The sequence below is a fragment of the Variovorax sp. V35 genome (assembly GCF_041154465.1).
GTDB lineage: Bacteria > Pseudomonadota > Gammaproteobacteria > Burkholderiales > Burkholderiaceae_C > Variovorax > Variovorax boronicumulans.
The window spans coordinates 730464-744772 of the sequence record NZ_AP028666.1; the positions used below are offsets into that span (position 1 = coordinate 730464).

Below are 14309 nucleotides of genomic sequence, written 5' to 3' on the forward strand. Positions count from 1 at the left end.
GCGGCGATGTCGGTCGACGCCGACATCGCGACCGACGACCGCGGCATCCCACCCATGGCCAGCAGGGTCAATGCCAGGGTATTGAGCGGATGCGCCGCGCCGACTTATCCTGCGGTCGCCATGACCGCCACACGCATCGATCTCGATCTGCCTGACGGGTGGAGTTGCTGGCTCGAACTGCAGCAATCCGCCGAAGGCGCCTGTTCGGGCAAGGCGGAACTTCGCGAGGGCAACGAGCCGCGGTGCGTGTTGGTCATTGCGCAGCAGCCGACCCGCGAAGCCGTGATCGAGCGGTTGAAGTTTCGCGCCGACTACTTCGTCGGGGAGTGGCGCATGCGGCAGCGCGAGGGTGGGGCACCGCGGTCCTGAGCCTTTGGGTCTTGCGATCTTCTGCGCGGATCTCGGGCTCGCAAGAAGTCGCCCCCCAAAAAGAAAAAGCGACCGTCTGAAGCGGTCGCTTTTCTTTGGATGCGCGAGGGTGCCGTCGCACCCCGGATCTCACATGCGATACGACGGCGCCGGCGAGGAGACAGGCACCAGCTGGTAGCCCTGTCCGTAGACCGCGCGCAGCACGTACCCGTTTTCGCGCTGCAGCGACAGCTTGCGCCGCACGTTCGTGGCGCAGGCGTCGAGCGAGCGCGTGACGGGGCGTTCGGGCGGGAGCTTCCACACCGAACTCATGAGCCAGGAGCGCGTCAGCACGTTGCCGAGGTTGCGGAACAGCTCGAGTGCGAAGGAGAACTGCCGCGGCTGGAGCGCGATCTCGCGGTCGCGGTGCAGCACGGTGTTGTTGCCGTCGACGAAGCGGTACTCGCCCCAGGTCCAGCGGTCCGTGGAGGGGGCCTGGCGCGTGGCGGCGCTCGTGTCCTGCTCCGTGTAGAGCGTGTGCATGTGTTGCACCAGCGCCTCGTTCGAGATGCGGCGCAGGTCGAAATTGGTACCGCTGCCCAGCATGGGCATGTCGTCGAAATAGGAAGGCAGCGCGACGACGTCGGGTTCGCCCTGCGCGGTGATGGGCAGCGCGGGCATGCCCAGCACCCAGCACACGGTGAGCAGGCTCTCGCTGCCCATGGCATCGGGCGCGGCCAGCAGCAGGTCGAAGCGGCTGCCGCGGCTCAAGGTGGACAGCAACTCTCCGATGGTGCTGAACATCACGGGCCGGTGACCCATGGTGCGCAGGCGCTCCTGGAGCAAGGTGCTGCGCGAGCTGCTGTTGTCCAGCAGGGCCAGGGACAGTTTTCCCTCGAGGGTCATGGGATGGGTCGATTCCAAAAGACGGCGGTAACTCACAGCGGAATCAGCCAGCGACCTTGAACCTGCTTGCAAGGCGCCGAAGCTGCCTCCGCGGTGCGCGAAGAATCTTGATTCTGGTCAGGGGGTGTGCTTTTCTTGATCCGATCCTGCCGCTGGGTGATCCTTCCTTGCCCGCTTCTTGGTACGGAGCGAGCCTCTCCATGGGCTCCTACTTGTATTCGATGCTGAACGTGGCGGTGCCGTCGGCGCGGCCCGGCGTCACCTGGTTGCCGGTCTGGAAGTAGCGCGCGGTGTAGTTCAGCACGTAGTCGCCGTTCATCGAGGTGCCGACCAGCGTTTCTTCCCCGAACTTCACGGGCACGTTCTTCTCGTCGATCACCTGGATGCCCACGCCGGTCGCCAGGTTCGGCGTGCCTCGCGTGGGTCGCAGCACGCCGGGTTCGTTCGACGGGTCTTGTGGCGCGTCCATGCGCAGGTACACCGTGTTCTGCGCGTTCTGTCCCGCCTTGCAGTTGAGCTTGATGCTGAACTTGCGTTCGGCCGTGGTGCTGCCGCGGCCCTTGAAGCCGTCCTTGGGCACCTTGCCGAATTGCACCAGGATGTTGCGCGAGCCCAGGTCGACCGAACACGAGGGCGTGATGATGGTGATGCCTTCGCCCAGCAGGTTCGTCGTGAGAACCGACGGCGTGTCGGCGACGCTGTAGGTACCCTGTGCGAGCGGGCCGTTGCCGGTGACGGGCGCGGTCTTGAACAGTTCCACCTGAAAGCGGGACGCCGCGTTGAAATCGCCGAAGTCGTCGGTGGTCGAGCGCTCGTGCGGGTAGTAGGAGACCGAGCTTTGGTCGAAGTAGCGCGACAGGCGGATGCCCACCCCGGGGACGCTGGTGGTGAACACGTGGTCGTAGCCCGGCACGGGGGTGCCCTGCAGCATCACGCCTTTCACGACGCCGCCTTTCTTGCAGGTCCATGGCTTGTCGGTCGTGCCGGAAAGGGGCAGGGGAAAGAACTGCTGCTTGAACACCGTGCCCACAGTGGCGTCGTTGGGAATGACGACGCGGCCGATGTTCATGTTGACGATTTTTTCCACGTAGCCCTTGGTCACGTAGCACTCGGCTAGCACTGGCGAGGCGCACAGCAGCAGGCCCAGGGCCGAGGCGACTGTGCGTGCATTCAACAGGATGGGTCTGCTCATTTCATTCCCTTCGGTGGCGCGCTGTCCGGCGCCTGGCATTGCGCGGCCAGCTCGCGGATGGGCGGTGGGCTGGGGTCGACCGGCAGGCGGTAGGGCACCTCGCACTGGTCCGCCGCGTCCTGGCCCCAGCGCACGGTGAGCCGGCCGCTGTCGCCCGCGCCCGTGACGAAGGCCTGGCCGTCTGGTCCGACGACGCCGACGTCCTGGCCGCTCTCGTTCTCGATCCGCGCGCCCAGCGGCAGTGCGCGTCCCTTGCCGTTGGTCAGCGTGATCAGCAGCCGGTAGCCCACCGAGGTCTCGAACCGCGCGGCCACCACGGCGCCGCGCGTGGGCACCACGTCCATGGCCGCGTTCTTGACTTCCACGGTGTCACCCAGGTCGCCGGTACGAAGCGCGATGCGGTTGAGCCGGTACGGGCTGAGATTGGGAATGACGGCGTCGCCCGCCCGGTCGGTGCTCACGCCCGGACGCGATTCGAGGCCGACGCCCTGCGCCTTCGGTGCCTGCACCAAGGCCACGGTCTCGCCCAGCGGTTGCGACAGCGTCACGCCGCCGGCATGTGCCAGCAGGCCACCGGCCACGCCGACCGTGGTCTGGCCGTAGCCCGGGCCGCGCGAATGCCCGAGGTCGAAGCGGCCCACGGGCGAGAGGTAGCTGGCGCTTGCGCTGCCGCTGCTGTCGCCACCCTGGTTGGCGTGCGCCGCGGTCAGGTTGTAGGTCAGGCGGCTGTCGTCGAACGCCGCACCGTAGAGGCTCGCCTGCTGCACCAGCCGGCCACCGATCTCCCGCGTGGCGGCGTACTGCGCGTGGGCGCGCGTGTCGCCCAGGGGAATGGTCAGCGTGAACATGATCTGCCGGTTCGGCGCGCGGTTCAGGCTGGTGCTGTGGTTGTAGAAGAGGCTGTAGCCGAACTGCCTGTAGCTGCCCGAGTAGCCGACCTGCACCAGCCGGTCCTGGGCGGAGGTGCCCCAGTAGCTCTGCTGGCGCGCCGAGGCGTACACGGATCCCCACTCGCCGAGCTGCTGCGACAGCTCGAAGCGCAGCTCGTTGCGCCGGCTGTGGAACGACTCCTGCGGCTGCAGGTCCTGCATCTGCACCGCCTCCTGGAAGGTGCGGTAGCCGCTCGTGGAGTAGCGGTAGCCCGCCACGCGAAAGCTGGTGCCGGCGTCCAGGAAGGATTTCGAATACAGGAAGCGCAGCGACTGCCCGTTGTAAACCGACGCGCCGTTCAGGGGCGTGCGATCGGTGGTCCGCGCGTGCGTCAGGTCGACCGAGACGGCGCCGAAATCACGCAGGTTCTTGCCAACCCCGACGAGCAGCGACTGGTACATGTTCGCCCCCATCAGCCCGCCGTACAGCGAGAGCTCGTTGCCCAGCCCGCGCGCCAGCGTGGCCTGCAGAAAGGCCGGTCGTGCCGCCGCGGGCGTGGTCGGCGAGGTCTCCACGCCTTCGCCATTGCGGTACCTGCCGACGGCGGCCGAGAAGCGCCACGTGCCTTCGCGCAGCAGTGTGGGCACGGCTGAGAAGGCCTGCGTGTAGCGCGTCTGCCGGCCGTCGGCCTCGGCGATGCTCACTTCGAGGTCGCCGCTCGACGAGGTAGGGTAGAGGTCGTCGATGACGAACGGGCCGGGCGCGACGTAGGTGCTGTAGATGATGTAGCCGTTCTGGCGCACCGTGACCCGCGCGTTGGTCTGGGCGACGCCGCGGATGGTGGGGGCGTAGCCCTGCTGGCTGTCGGGCAGCATCGCGTCGTCGGAGGCCAGCTGCACGCCCCGGAATGGCAGGCTGTCGAAGAAGTTGCCGGGCGTGTTGCCGTCGCCGATGCGCAGGTAGGCGTTGATCGATGCCAGGTCGCGTTGCGCGTACGTGCTCACGCTTTGCCAGCGGCTATGGCCGTCGAGGCCGCGGTTGTAGGTCGAGAAATGGCGAAAGCGCCAGTCGCCGACATTGAAACCCGCGCGCAGTCCCGCGAAGAGCGTGTTGCGCTGCGGCCTGCGCGCGCTGTCGGCAAACGGATTGCCGTCGAAGATGTTCTGCGGCGCCGTCGACATCGGCGCGGTGTCGCGCGTGCTGTTGCCGCTGTAGCGTGCGACGTTCAGCTGGTAGTCCAGCATCGCGGCGGTGATGCCGCGGTCCCACTTTTCGGGGCCGACGGCCCCGCGTGCCGACCGCTTCAAGGCCGCTTGCGGGATGCTGAGCGTCAGGCGCTGCTTGCTGCCGTCGTAGGTGACGGCGGATTCGGGAATGGCGGAGGCCAGGTCGACGCAGGCGTCGTCCGGCAGGCTCGCCAGGCCGGGAAACACCGGCACGTTCAGGCCCCATGTGTCGAACATGCCGCGTGTGAGGCAAGGGGTGGCGTCGAGTTGGCCTTCCACCGCGGTGAAGCGGATGTCGGTCTGGCCGGTGCTGCGCTCGTTGAGCGAGACATCGACGAGGTACGTCCCTGGCAGCACGCGATTGCCCGTGGAGAACAGGGACAGGTCCGCATGCGGCTGGTCGCCGCCGATGCTGAGAAATTCCGCATTGAAGTCGGCACTGCCCGACGGCGGCCGTGGCGCTGGTTGTTGTGCGAGGGCGGGCACGCTCAGCATGCCGAGTGCACCCAGCATCGCGGCGTGGAGTGCCGATCGGGCCGGTGCGCTAAAGACGCAGGAGTGACGCATGGCGATTCGTCCCGGGGGCGGCGTCGTCACTGCTTGCTGCCGTCCGCCGGGGCGACGGACGGCGGCAGCAGCTCAGCCTTCACCGCTACGGGCGTGGTGCCTTGGGGAACGCGGACCTGCTCGCCGGGCGTCTCGCCGCCGTAGTCGTTGAGCGTGGTGAAGCTGACCCGGATCGCTTCGGGCATCTTCACGGCGGTCAGCGGGTAGCTGGCTTCGCCGAAGGGCGGCACCATGTCCGCGTTGATCTTCTGCTGGCCGTCGTTGATGTCCAGCGCCGTGAACGTCACGTGGTAGGCCGACGGATTGGCGACCCGCAGCACCGCACCGCGCCCCTCGGGGCCGGGGCTCACCACCCACTGCAATTGCGCGCGCGACTCTTCCGGCTTGCCCGCCAGCCGCGCCGGCCGGTAGAACAGCTTGATGCGGCTGCGCACCGCGATCTGGAGCACGTTCTCCTCCTTCGAGCGCTCGGGGATCTCCTTGACGTTGAGCCAGAACACCGACTCGCGGTCGGCCGGCAGGTCGCCGGCCACGCGCATGATGCGCAGGATGTTCTCCATGCCCGGATCGAGCCGCGACAGCGGCGGCGTGACGAGCAGCGGAGTCTTGTTCTGGCCTTCGCCGGCGTCGATCCAGGTCTGGACCACGTAGGGCGAGGTGCTGGTGTTCTTCACCGGGATGGAGGCTTCGCGGTCCTTCTCGCCCAGGATCACGCGCGTGCCGCTGAGCGTGATGCCCGCACCGGCCGGCCACGGAAGGCACAGCGCCAGCAGGACGGCCAAGGTCCATCGGAAGCGGTTCTTGCTGAACATAGAAAAAATTCCTCGGCGCGTTTCCGACACATGAACCGCGCGCACCCGACCGTGCCGGCGCACCACGCAGTGCGCCCGGCGTGCGGGCAAGAAATGAAAACGGGAGGTGGCACCTGCCGCCGTGTGTCGATCGGGCGGTGGTGCCGTGAGGCCGGGGCGGTATCGCGCCGACGCGATGCGAAGGGCTTCGGTCGGCGTGCGAAGACCGCGGATGCGGCGATTACTTGTAGGCGATCGTGAACTGCGCGACCGAGTTGGCCGGACCCGCCGTGACGGCCGAGCGGGTGGCGACGTACGCAGCCTGGAACTTGAGTGCGTTGTCGCCCTGGCCCAGGATGTAGACCGCCGACGGCGAGCCCAGCGGGAGCTTGGTGCCGGCGGAATCGCCGAGTTCGATGGCGACACCGCTGGCGGCACCGACGCCCACCTGCCCGGCGTTGGCCAGGCGCAGGTTGCTGGCGTCATCGAGGTCGGCGGTGCCGCTGAAGGTCACGGTCGCGCCCTTGGCGGTGGCGCCGCAACCCAGCAGGTCGATGTTGAACCTGGCGGGCGTGGCCTTCTTGCCGACGACCGCGGTGCCGGCGGTGGCGCCGTCGAACACGGTGCGCGACACCTTGCCCAGCGGCACGGTCAGGTTCTGGCTGCTCGGTGCGATCGAGCACAGCGTGTCGACGATCTCGCCGGTGAAGTTCACGGTGCCGTCGGCGGCCAGCGCGCCTTGCGAGAGAACCACGGTGACCGCGACTGCCGCAGCCTTGAAAAAACTACCCTTTTGCATTTTATTTCCCTGAATCTTTAAGAATGAATAACGCTTGCCTTTGTAAGGCGGGCGGAGTCTATTTCTTAAATCTTCTGGATGAAATGTGAAATTTTCAGTAATTAACTTTGGTTGTGTTTGGTTGTTTTTCTTGTGAAGAAATGGTGACATATTTCATGTGAAATGCAGGCGGATGGGTTTGAAAAACTCACTGCATATAGACGCATGAATATGGCGATTCAAAGGAGGATTGCCGATTAAGGGTTGTCGGTGCTCAAAAAATTGCGTCCAAATCGTTAACTGAAGATGCAGATCGCCTCACGGAAAAAGCCTTTGCAAAGGCTCGTTCGATCCGGCCCAGCAACCGAAGTCTTGGGATGAACAGTTAATTTTCGAGTGATTTAGTTCGCCTTTGGCTGTCCGCAGGTCACCGGAGTATCACGCGGTTCCAAACGCGTATGCCTGCGGGACACACGCCGTTCATAAATTGGCCTGACTCCCACGCGACCGGCGCAGGAGCACCGGCGTGACAGGGCCTCCGAAGACGAACCCCGCGCGCACAACATCCAAACCCACGTCTTCAGGAGTTCACTCGATATGCGTACCCATTTCATTGCTGCCGTTACTTTCGCTGGCGCACTCGCCCTCTCGCAATCTGCCTCGGCGGCGGACGGGAACATCTCTTTCAACGGCGAGATCACGGGCCAGACCTGCGTGATCAACGGGGGCAACAAAGACATCGTCGTGACCTTGCCGACCGTCGCCGCCAGCACGCTCAGCGCGACCGGCAAGACGGCCGGCAAGACGCCGTTCAGCATCGACCTGACCGGCTGCGCCGCCACACCCGCCAAGGTGCAGGTCCAGTTCGAACCGGGTGCCACCGTGGACAGCACGACCGGCCGTCTCATTCCCTCCCCGGGTGGAGCCACCAATGTGCAGGTCGGCCTGAGCAACGCAGACGACGCCAGCCCCATCAAGCTTGGCCTGGCGCTGTCGGCGCAGAGCTCCAAGGCCGCCGACATCGTCAACGGCGCGGCCTCGCTGCGCTACACCGCCGAGTACGTCGCCAGCGGCGGTGCCGCCACCGTCGGCAAGGTCACGACGAGCGTCGTGTATTCGATCGCCTACCAGTGACGGGTTGCGCGGGCGGCCGCAGCCAGCGGTCGCCCGTGTCCGGAATGACCGCTTCGGGAGAACCCATGAAGACTGCGCATGCATCGGCTGCGATGCGGATCGTGACGGCGGCCGTCGGCGCGCTCGTCCTGTGTGGCGGGGTGCAGGCGGCCGTGGTGATGGCCGCCACCCGCGTCATCTATCCCGCGAAAGAAACCGAGGTGACGCTGAGGCTCTCGAACGAGGGGGCGTCGCCCGCCCTGGTGCAGGTCTGGACCGACGACGGCAACGCCGAAGCCGGTCCCGCCGCGAAGGGCGCGCCGTTCCTGGTCACGCCGCCGGTGTCCCGCATCGATCCCACGCGCAGCCAGACCCTGCGCATCGCCTACACGGGTGAGCCGCTGCCTTCCGACCGCGAGTCGGTGTTCTGGCTCAACATGCTCGAAGTGCCGCCCCGTCCCGAAGGGGCCATGGCCGAGGCGAACAAGCTGCAGCTGGCGTTCCGTTCGCGGATCAAGCTGTTCTTCCGTCCGCCCGGGCTGGCAGGCAAGGCCGAAGGGGCTCCGGCCCAGGCGGTCTGGCGGCTGGTCGGGCGCGAGGGCGCGCCGGCGATCGAGGTGCGCAACCCGACGCCCTATCACCTGAACCTCGTCTCGGTGGAACTCGAGAGCGAAGGCAAGCGCGCAGGGTTCGACGATGGCGTGATGGTGGCGCCGGGCGAAACTAGGGAGCTCCCGCTGAAGGGTTCGCTCGATGGCCGTGCGGCCGCAGACCTCCAGCTTCGCTATCAGACGCTGAACGACTACGGCGGCGCCGTGCCAGGCAACGCCGTGCTCCCCAAGGGCGCCGCACGCTAGCGGATGGCGATGCATGAAGGCCTCGAAGAACGCCGTGCGGACCGTGCGGCGGTTGTCCCCCTGCGCGGTGGCGGCGCTTCTGGCGATGGCGGCCGGCACGCAGGCCAGGGCCGACACGCCGGCCGCCGCAACGCAGCCTGCGGAAGTGCGTTTCAACGAAGACTTCCTGCGGCTGGGCAACGGCGTACCGCTGGACCTGAGCCGCTACAACAAGGGCAACCCCGCTGAGGCGGGGCGCTATCGCGCCGACCTCTACGTCAACCAGGTCTGGCTCGGGCGCAGCACCGTCACGCTGAAAGCCGTGGGCGCGCGCAGCGGCGATGTTGCGACCTGCTTCGACCGCGATCTGCTCGAGCGTGTCGGTGTCGATCTGCAGCGCCTGTCGCCCGAGGCAACAGCCCTGCTGCCGGGCGCAGCGCCATCGCCATCGAAACGAGACTGCGTGACGCTGGCCCAGTTGGTGCCCGACGCGACCGCGTTCTTCGACAACGGCGAACAGCGGCTCGACATCGGCGTGCCGCAGGCGGCGCTTCGGCGCCAGGCGCGCGGCCATGTGGACCCGAGCCAATGGGACGACGGCGTGCCCGCCGCCTTGCTGCAGTACGACGCCAACTACTACCGCTCGAAGACCGCAGGACGCTCGGACAGCCAGGGCTACGTGGGCCTGGTGGCGGGCGGCAACATCGGCCCCTGGCGGCTGCGGCACCACGGCAGCCTCACGACCGGCTCGGCGCGCGGCACCCACTACCAGGGCACGCAAACCTACGTGCAGCGCGCCATCGAGCCCTGGGGCAGTCAGCTGGTGGTGGGCGATGCCTTCACCGAAGGCGCGCTGTTCGACAGCTTCGGCTTTCGCGGCGTGCAGCTGGCCACCGACGACCGCATGGTGCCGGAGTCCCAGCGCGGCTATGCGCCCCGCATCACGGGCATCGCCAGGGGCAATGCGGTGGTGCGCGTGAGGCAGAACGGCAACCTGCTGCGCGAGACCACGGTGGCGGCCGGTGCCTTCGTGATCGACGACCTGTACCCCACGGGCTACGGCGGCGACCTCGACGTCGAAGTCACCGAAGCCGACGGCAGCGTGCAGGTGTCGAAAGTGCCTTATGCGGCCGCGGTGAACGCGCTGCGTCCCGGCATCACGCGCTACCGCGTGACGGCGGGCCAATTGCGCGATTCACAGCTGCACAGCCGGCGCGCGTTGTTCCAGGGTACGGTGCAGCATGGCTTCACGAACATGCTCACGGGCTACGGGGGCGTGCTGCTTGCACGCGGCTATCGCGCCCTGGTGGGTGGGGCTGCGCTCAACACCAGCTGGGGTGCCTTTGGCGTCGACCTGACCGGCACCGCGGCCAGCCTGCCCGGGCAGGAGCGCCGAAGCGGCCACAGCGTGCGGCTGGCCTACACCAAGATCCTGGCGCCCACCGACACCCACGTCACGCTTGCGGCCTACCGCTATTCGAGCAAGGGCTACCTGGGCCTGCGCGAAGCTGTGGCGCTGGGCGAGGCCCCGGGGCCCTCGCGCGGCGACGGCAGCGGCCTGCCGGGCGGACACCTGCGCGGCCGCCTTCAGCTCATGCTCAACCAGAACCTGCCGGGCGACATGGGGTCCTTCTACCTGAGCGGCTCGACCCAGGACTACTGGAACCGCGAGGGCCGGGACACGCAGTTCCAGGCCGGCTACAGCAAGAGCTTCGCCCGCGTGAACCTCGGGCTCTCGGCCGCCCGGCAGTTCGACCCCTTGCGCAAGCGCTGGAACAACACGGTCATGCTGACCTTCGGCATTCCGCTGGACGCCGGGTCGCGTGAGGTCTACACCACGTCGAGCGTGCAGCGCGATTCCAGCGGCGCGATCGACATGCGCACCTCCGCAGGCGGCGTGTTCGGCGAAGACAACGCGTGGAGCTACAGCCTCAACGCGAGCCACAGCCGCGGGGGCGACGGGGTGTCGACGTCGTCACGCACCGGCGGCGGCGCCACGGTGGCCCATGTCTCGCCCGTCGCCACCTGGCGCGGCAGCGCGTCGGCCGGCGAAGGCTATTCGCAGCTGGGCGTGGGCGTGTCGGGCGGTGTGGTGGCCCACGGCGGTGGCGTGGTGTTCGCGCCTGCGATGGGCGAAACACTCGCCATCGTCGAGGCGACGGGCGCGAACGGCGCGCGCGTCGCCAATGCAAGCGGGTTGCGTGTCGGGTCAGGAGGGCAGGCCGTGGTGTCGAACCTCGCGCCCTTTGCGAGCAACGAAGTCGAGCTCGATCCCAAGGGCCTGCCGATGAGCGTGGAGCTGAAGTCGAGCACGCAGCGCGTCGCACCCACGGCGGGCGCCGTGGTCAAGCTGAAGTTCGAGACCTCGGGCGGCGGGCGCTCGGTGCTCGTGCGCGTCACCCTGGCCGACGGCACGCCGGTGCCGTTCGGTGCGCGGGTGACGGACGCGGCGGGGCAGGAGGTCGGCACGGTGGCGCAGGACGGGCGGCTCTTGCTGCGCAGCGTGATCGCCGACGCCGCGCAGTACGAGCTGGCGTGGGGCGAAGAGAAGGGGCAGCGATGCAGCTTGCCGCTTCTGTCGGGCGCGGCGCCGACCGATGCCCCTGCGTCGCCGTGGCAGGTGGTGGACGCTCAGTGCGCCCAGTGAGGGGCGAGCCTGCCTCAAGACAACGGACACACAAGGACACGCGATGAACTGCAAGGGATGGCTATCGAGATCGGGCAGTCGCATCATGCGCGCGGCACTGGTGTGTCTCGTCATGTGCTTGCTGGGGGTGCCTTCGATGACCCTTGCGCAAACGAAATGTGCTCCGATGGCCAATCAGATACTTGCTGTGCCAGCCACGATCGCTGTGCCTCGTGACCTGCCGGTTGGCGGGATCCTGATGGATTGGCGAGGCCTGTCTTCAGCGACGACTTCCATGTATGAGTGCACCGGGAATGCCGTTTTCGGCGCAGCAATCAGGGTCGCAGGACTGTCCAAGTCAGGCATTCAGACCAGTTACTCGGGGGCAGCGGTCAGTGTCTTCGAAACCAATGTTCCAGGGGTCGGCGTCGCATTTGCCATCGGCCTTTCAGTGCAAGGGCTTGCTTGCATGAGTGGTGTACTGGATCCCGGTGGATTGCCTTCGGCAGGCGTTGCAGGAACGGTCCAGTCGGCGCCTGAATACGGCGTCTGGTTCCAGTGCGGGCTGGCGTCGTCGACCAAGACCACGCTGGGGATTGGCCTGCGCATGCAGTATGTGAAAACCGGCCCGATCAGCGGTGGCACCGTCACTCCCTCCGCGTCGATGCTGGAATCGAGGTACAGCATCAATGGCGTTCTCAGCAAGGGAGCATGGGGAGTGACCGTGGGACCCACTGTCATCCAAGGCCCTCCGACCTGCACTGTGCAGGATGTGGCCGTTGCCCTGGGATCACACAAGAGCTCGGCCTTCAGCAGGATTGGAGCCACGGGGCCCGCGAAGGCGTTCGCGATCACGGTCACGTGCCCTTCGGGCATGCTGGTCACCGTCGGCGGCATCTCACGGCCGCTGAACATCGGATATCAATTTGCCGCGCCCGCTGGTGTGTTGGTGCCATCCAACGGTGTGATCGCGTTGTCTCCGGGGGCGACCGCCTCGGGGATCGGCGTGCAACTGAAGGATGCCGCGTCCGCAGTCCTACAGTTCGGAAAGAACTATCCTCTGACGGGCTACAACGTTACTTCGGGTAGCACCCATTCCGTCAAGCTGCAGGCCGCCTACTACCAGACCGGAGCAGTGGTCGGGCCCGGTACTGCCAATGCCGTGATGACATTCACGTTGAACTACCAGTAGCACGCCCTTAACGCGCCCCTTGCGCATCCGGTCCGCACGCCCTCGGCACAACCCGCCATCTTGCACGCAGACAGCGCCGTCAGGTGGAGTGAATGCACTGAGAAACGCGTCACATTGCACGCTTAACATGGCTCCTTCGCCTTGCCCAAGGCGCTCTTGAACGTGCCGCTTCGGCGGCAGATGGCAAGGAGGGAGCACCCATGGAACGACGCACGGTTTCTCTTCGTCGGCTGGCCGCGATGGTTGGCATTTCCTGGCTGGGCGGGCTGGCGCTTGGCAGCCACGCCGGGGACGGCACCATTCATTTCACCGGCGCCATCGTCGCCGCGCCCTACCAGGTGGCCCTGGTGCAACCCCAGCAACATCAACGACAACAGCCGCAGCGGATGAAGGCGACATCGACGGGCGAACGCCAGGCCGAACTGGCCTTTTCCCGTGAAACCGTGGACCGGCCCAGCGCGCGAATGAAGGTCGAGATGGCGCGCACGCAGGCGGTGTCGGCGCGCTTCGTGGACAGCCGGGGGCGCACGCAGGCCATCGATCCCGCGCAGTGGCATGCGATTGGCCAGCAGGGCGGCACGCTGTCACTGCTTGCGTTGGCGCAGCCGCAAGCGGGCGGCCCATCGGCCGCACTGGTGACGCTCGCCTACGACTGACGCTGCGATGTCGCGACGCTGGCGTGAACCGTGTCGGTGGCGGCCATCGCACCAACGCTGACGCCCGCCATGTCGAGCCGCGAGATCGGCAGCGTCTGGCTCTGGCTGTGGCGCATGGCCATCCGCAGGCGGAACTCCTTGGGCGTCATGCCCTTGATCTCCAGGAAGCGTCGGTTGAAGTTGGCGATGTTGTTGTACCCGGCGGCGTAGCAGATGCTCGAGATTTGCTGGTCGCTTTCCATCAGCAGCTGGCACGCCTTGCCGACGCGCAGCCGGTTCACGAAATCGGTGAACGGCACGCCCGTGGCCTGGCTGAACAGCCGCGAAAAACTGCCCTGGCTCAGGCCTGTCTGCGCGCAGACCTCCGAGAGTGACAGCGGCTGGTCGAGGTGCTGCCGGATGTACGCGACGGCCTTGCCAATGCCAGCGACCGTCTCCGCGTTGCCCTTGATCGGCAGCCAGCCCGACGAGAGCACGCGATGCTGCCTGCAGCGCGTGAGCAGGCTCAGCAGACCGAGAAACTCGGAGAACCGTTCGGGCCCTTCGCTGCGCTGCAGGCGCTCGAGGTGCTCGCGCACGTCGTCGCTGATGCCGAAGAACTCGACCCCGTAGCGGGCCATTTCGAGCAGCGGGGCTGCCTCCTGGAGCTCGGCGAACACCTGCATGCCCTGGCGCAGCGGTGCGTCCGGAAACTGCAAGGCGAGGCTGCGAAGTTCCACGCCTTCGGACGGCAGGTTGAGCGACACCCAGTTGTGCGGCAAGCGCGGCCCGGTGAGCACCAGGTGGCCGGGCTCGAAGCGCTCGACGTGGTCGCCGACGAAGGCCCAGCCTCGCGTGTCGGCGATCAGGTGCAGCTCGTACGCGTCGTGGCAGTGCCAGCGCTCCTGCGGTGACGGGCTGCCGTGCTGCAGGCTGTGCAGGAAGCCGCGCTGGCCCGAAGGCACCGGACCGGTCTGCGGATGGTGCATGAAGCTGTGCTCGATCTCCGGCGCGGGGTTGCGGCGCACGCCTTGCGGCTTGATGGCGCTCCTCATCGCGGATGCGGCGCGGCGGCGCCCCGTGCGGTCTTCCTGCGTGTCCCTCGTCCTGGCATCGAGCACTCCCCTTTGTCTGTGTCTTGTGGCGGTTGCCGGGCCGTCCGGATTCGCGGCAGGCGAACGGTCGGCGCTCAAGACCTATTGGGGCGTAGCTCTGTAAATAAAAAGTAA

The 14309-nt window shown here is 67.0% G+C and carries 12 protein-coding genes; 6 read left to right on the forward strand and 6 right to left on the reverse strand.

All coding sequences use genetic code 11. From position 1 onward, the window contains the following. The first annotated feature begins 6 nt into the window (after nucleotides 1–6). The gene (locus tag ACAM42_RS03310; RefSeq protein ID WP_369631099.1) at nucleotides 7–369 is read left to right on the forward strand and encodes a hypothetical protein; all 363 of its coding nucleotides are present in this window, start codon (nucleotides 7–9) and stop codon (nucleotides 367–369) included. A 129-nt stretch (nucleotides 370–498) separates the two neighbouring features. Here ACAM42_RS03310 and ACAM42_RS03315 read toward each other — a convergent pair whose 3' ends face one another. The 5 genes from ACAM42_RS03315 to ACAM42_RS03335 form a co-directional block, all read right to left on the reverse strand. Further along, nucleotides 499–1254, reverse strand: coding sequence for a winged helix-turn-helix domain-containing protein (locus ACAM42_RS03315; RefSeq protein WP_095743453.1), 756 nt, complete (start codon nucleotides 1252–1254; stop codon nucleotides 499–501). Between the two features lie 208 nt (nucleotides 1255–1462). Further along, nucleotides 1463–2446, reverse strand: coding sequence for a fimbrial protein (locus ACAM42_RS03320; RefSeq protein ID WP_369631100.1), 984 nt, complete (start codon nucleotides 2444–2446; stop codon nucleotides 1463–1465). Next, nucleotides 2443–5037 carry a fimbria/pilus outer membrane usher protein gene (locus ACAM42_RS03325; protein WP_369632714.1) on the reverse strand — a complete coding sequence of 865 codons (2595 nt, stop codon included), beginning with the start codon at nucleotides 5035–5037 and terminating at the stop codon, nucleotides 2443–2445. Before ACAM42_RS03325 ends, ACAM42_RS03320 begins: the two co-directional genes overlap by 4 nt. A gap of 98 nt (nucleotides 5038–5135) precedes the next feature. Beyond that, nucleotides 5136–5921 (reverse strand): molecular chaperone, encoded by a 786-nt coding sequence (locus ACAM42_RS03330; protein WP_369631101.1) that lies wholly within the window; start codon nucleotides 5919–5921, stop codon nucleotides 5136–5138. Nucleotides 5922–6141: 220 nt separating this feature from the next. Then, nucleotides 6142–6699, reverse strand: a complete 558-nt coding sequence (locus tag ACAM42_RS03335; protein ID WP_095743456.1) for a fimbrial protein — start codon at nucleotides 6697–6699, stop codon at nucleotides 6142–6144. Between the two features lie 576 nt (nucleotides 6700–7275). Here ACAM42_RS03335 and ACAM42_RS03340 point away from each other — a divergent pair. The 5 genes from ACAM42_RS03340 (at nucleotide 7276) to ACAM42_RS03360 (ending at nucleotide 13101) form a co-directional block, all read left to right on the forward strand. Next, entirely contained in the window at nucleotides 7276–7812 is a 537-nt protein-coding gene (locus ACAM42_RS03340; protein ID WP_369631102.1) for a fimbrial protein, read from the forward strand. 65 nt (nucleotides 7813–7877) lie between these two features. Next, nucleotides 7878–8648, forward strand: a complete 771-nt coding sequence (locus ACAM42_RS03345; RefSeq protein ID WP_369631103.1) for a molecular chaperone — start codon at nucleotides 7878–7880, stop codon at nucleotides 8646–8648. A 13-nt stretch (nucleotides 8649–8661) separates the two neighbouring features. Beyond that, nucleotides 8662–11274 (forward strand): fimbria/pilus outer membrane usher protein, encoded by a 2613-nt coding sequence (locus ACAM42_RS03350; protein ID WP_369631104.1) that lies wholly within the window; start codon nucleotides 8662–8664, stop codon nucleotides 11272–11274. A gap of 166 nt (nucleotides 11275–11440) precedes the next feature. After that, nucleotides 11441–12445: a fimbrial protein gene (locus ACAM42_RS03355; RefSeq protein ID WP_172438394.1), complete on the forward strand. Its 1005-nt coding sequence runs from the start codon at nucleotides 11441–11443 to the stop codon at nucleotides 12443–12445. Nucleotides 12446–12645: 200 nt separating this feature from the next. Continuing rightward, nucleotides 12646–13101, forward strand: coding sequence for a hypothetical protein (locus ACAM42_RS03360; RefSeq protein ID WP_369631105.1), 456 nt, complete (start codon nucleotides 12646–12648; stop codon nucleotides 13099–13101). Here ACAM42_RS03360 and ACAM42_RS03365 read toward each other — a convergent pair. Continuing rightward, nucleotides 13092–14135, reverse strand: a complete 1044-nt coding sequence (locus ACAM42_RS03365; RefSeq protein ID WP_369631106.1) for a helix-turn-helix domain-containing protein — start codon at nucleotides 14133–14135, stop codon at nucleotides 13092–13094. The two genes, ACAM42_RS03360 and ACAM42_RS03365, sit on opposite strands and share 10 nt — an antisense overlap. Nucleotides 14136–14309 lie beyond the last annotated feature (174 nt).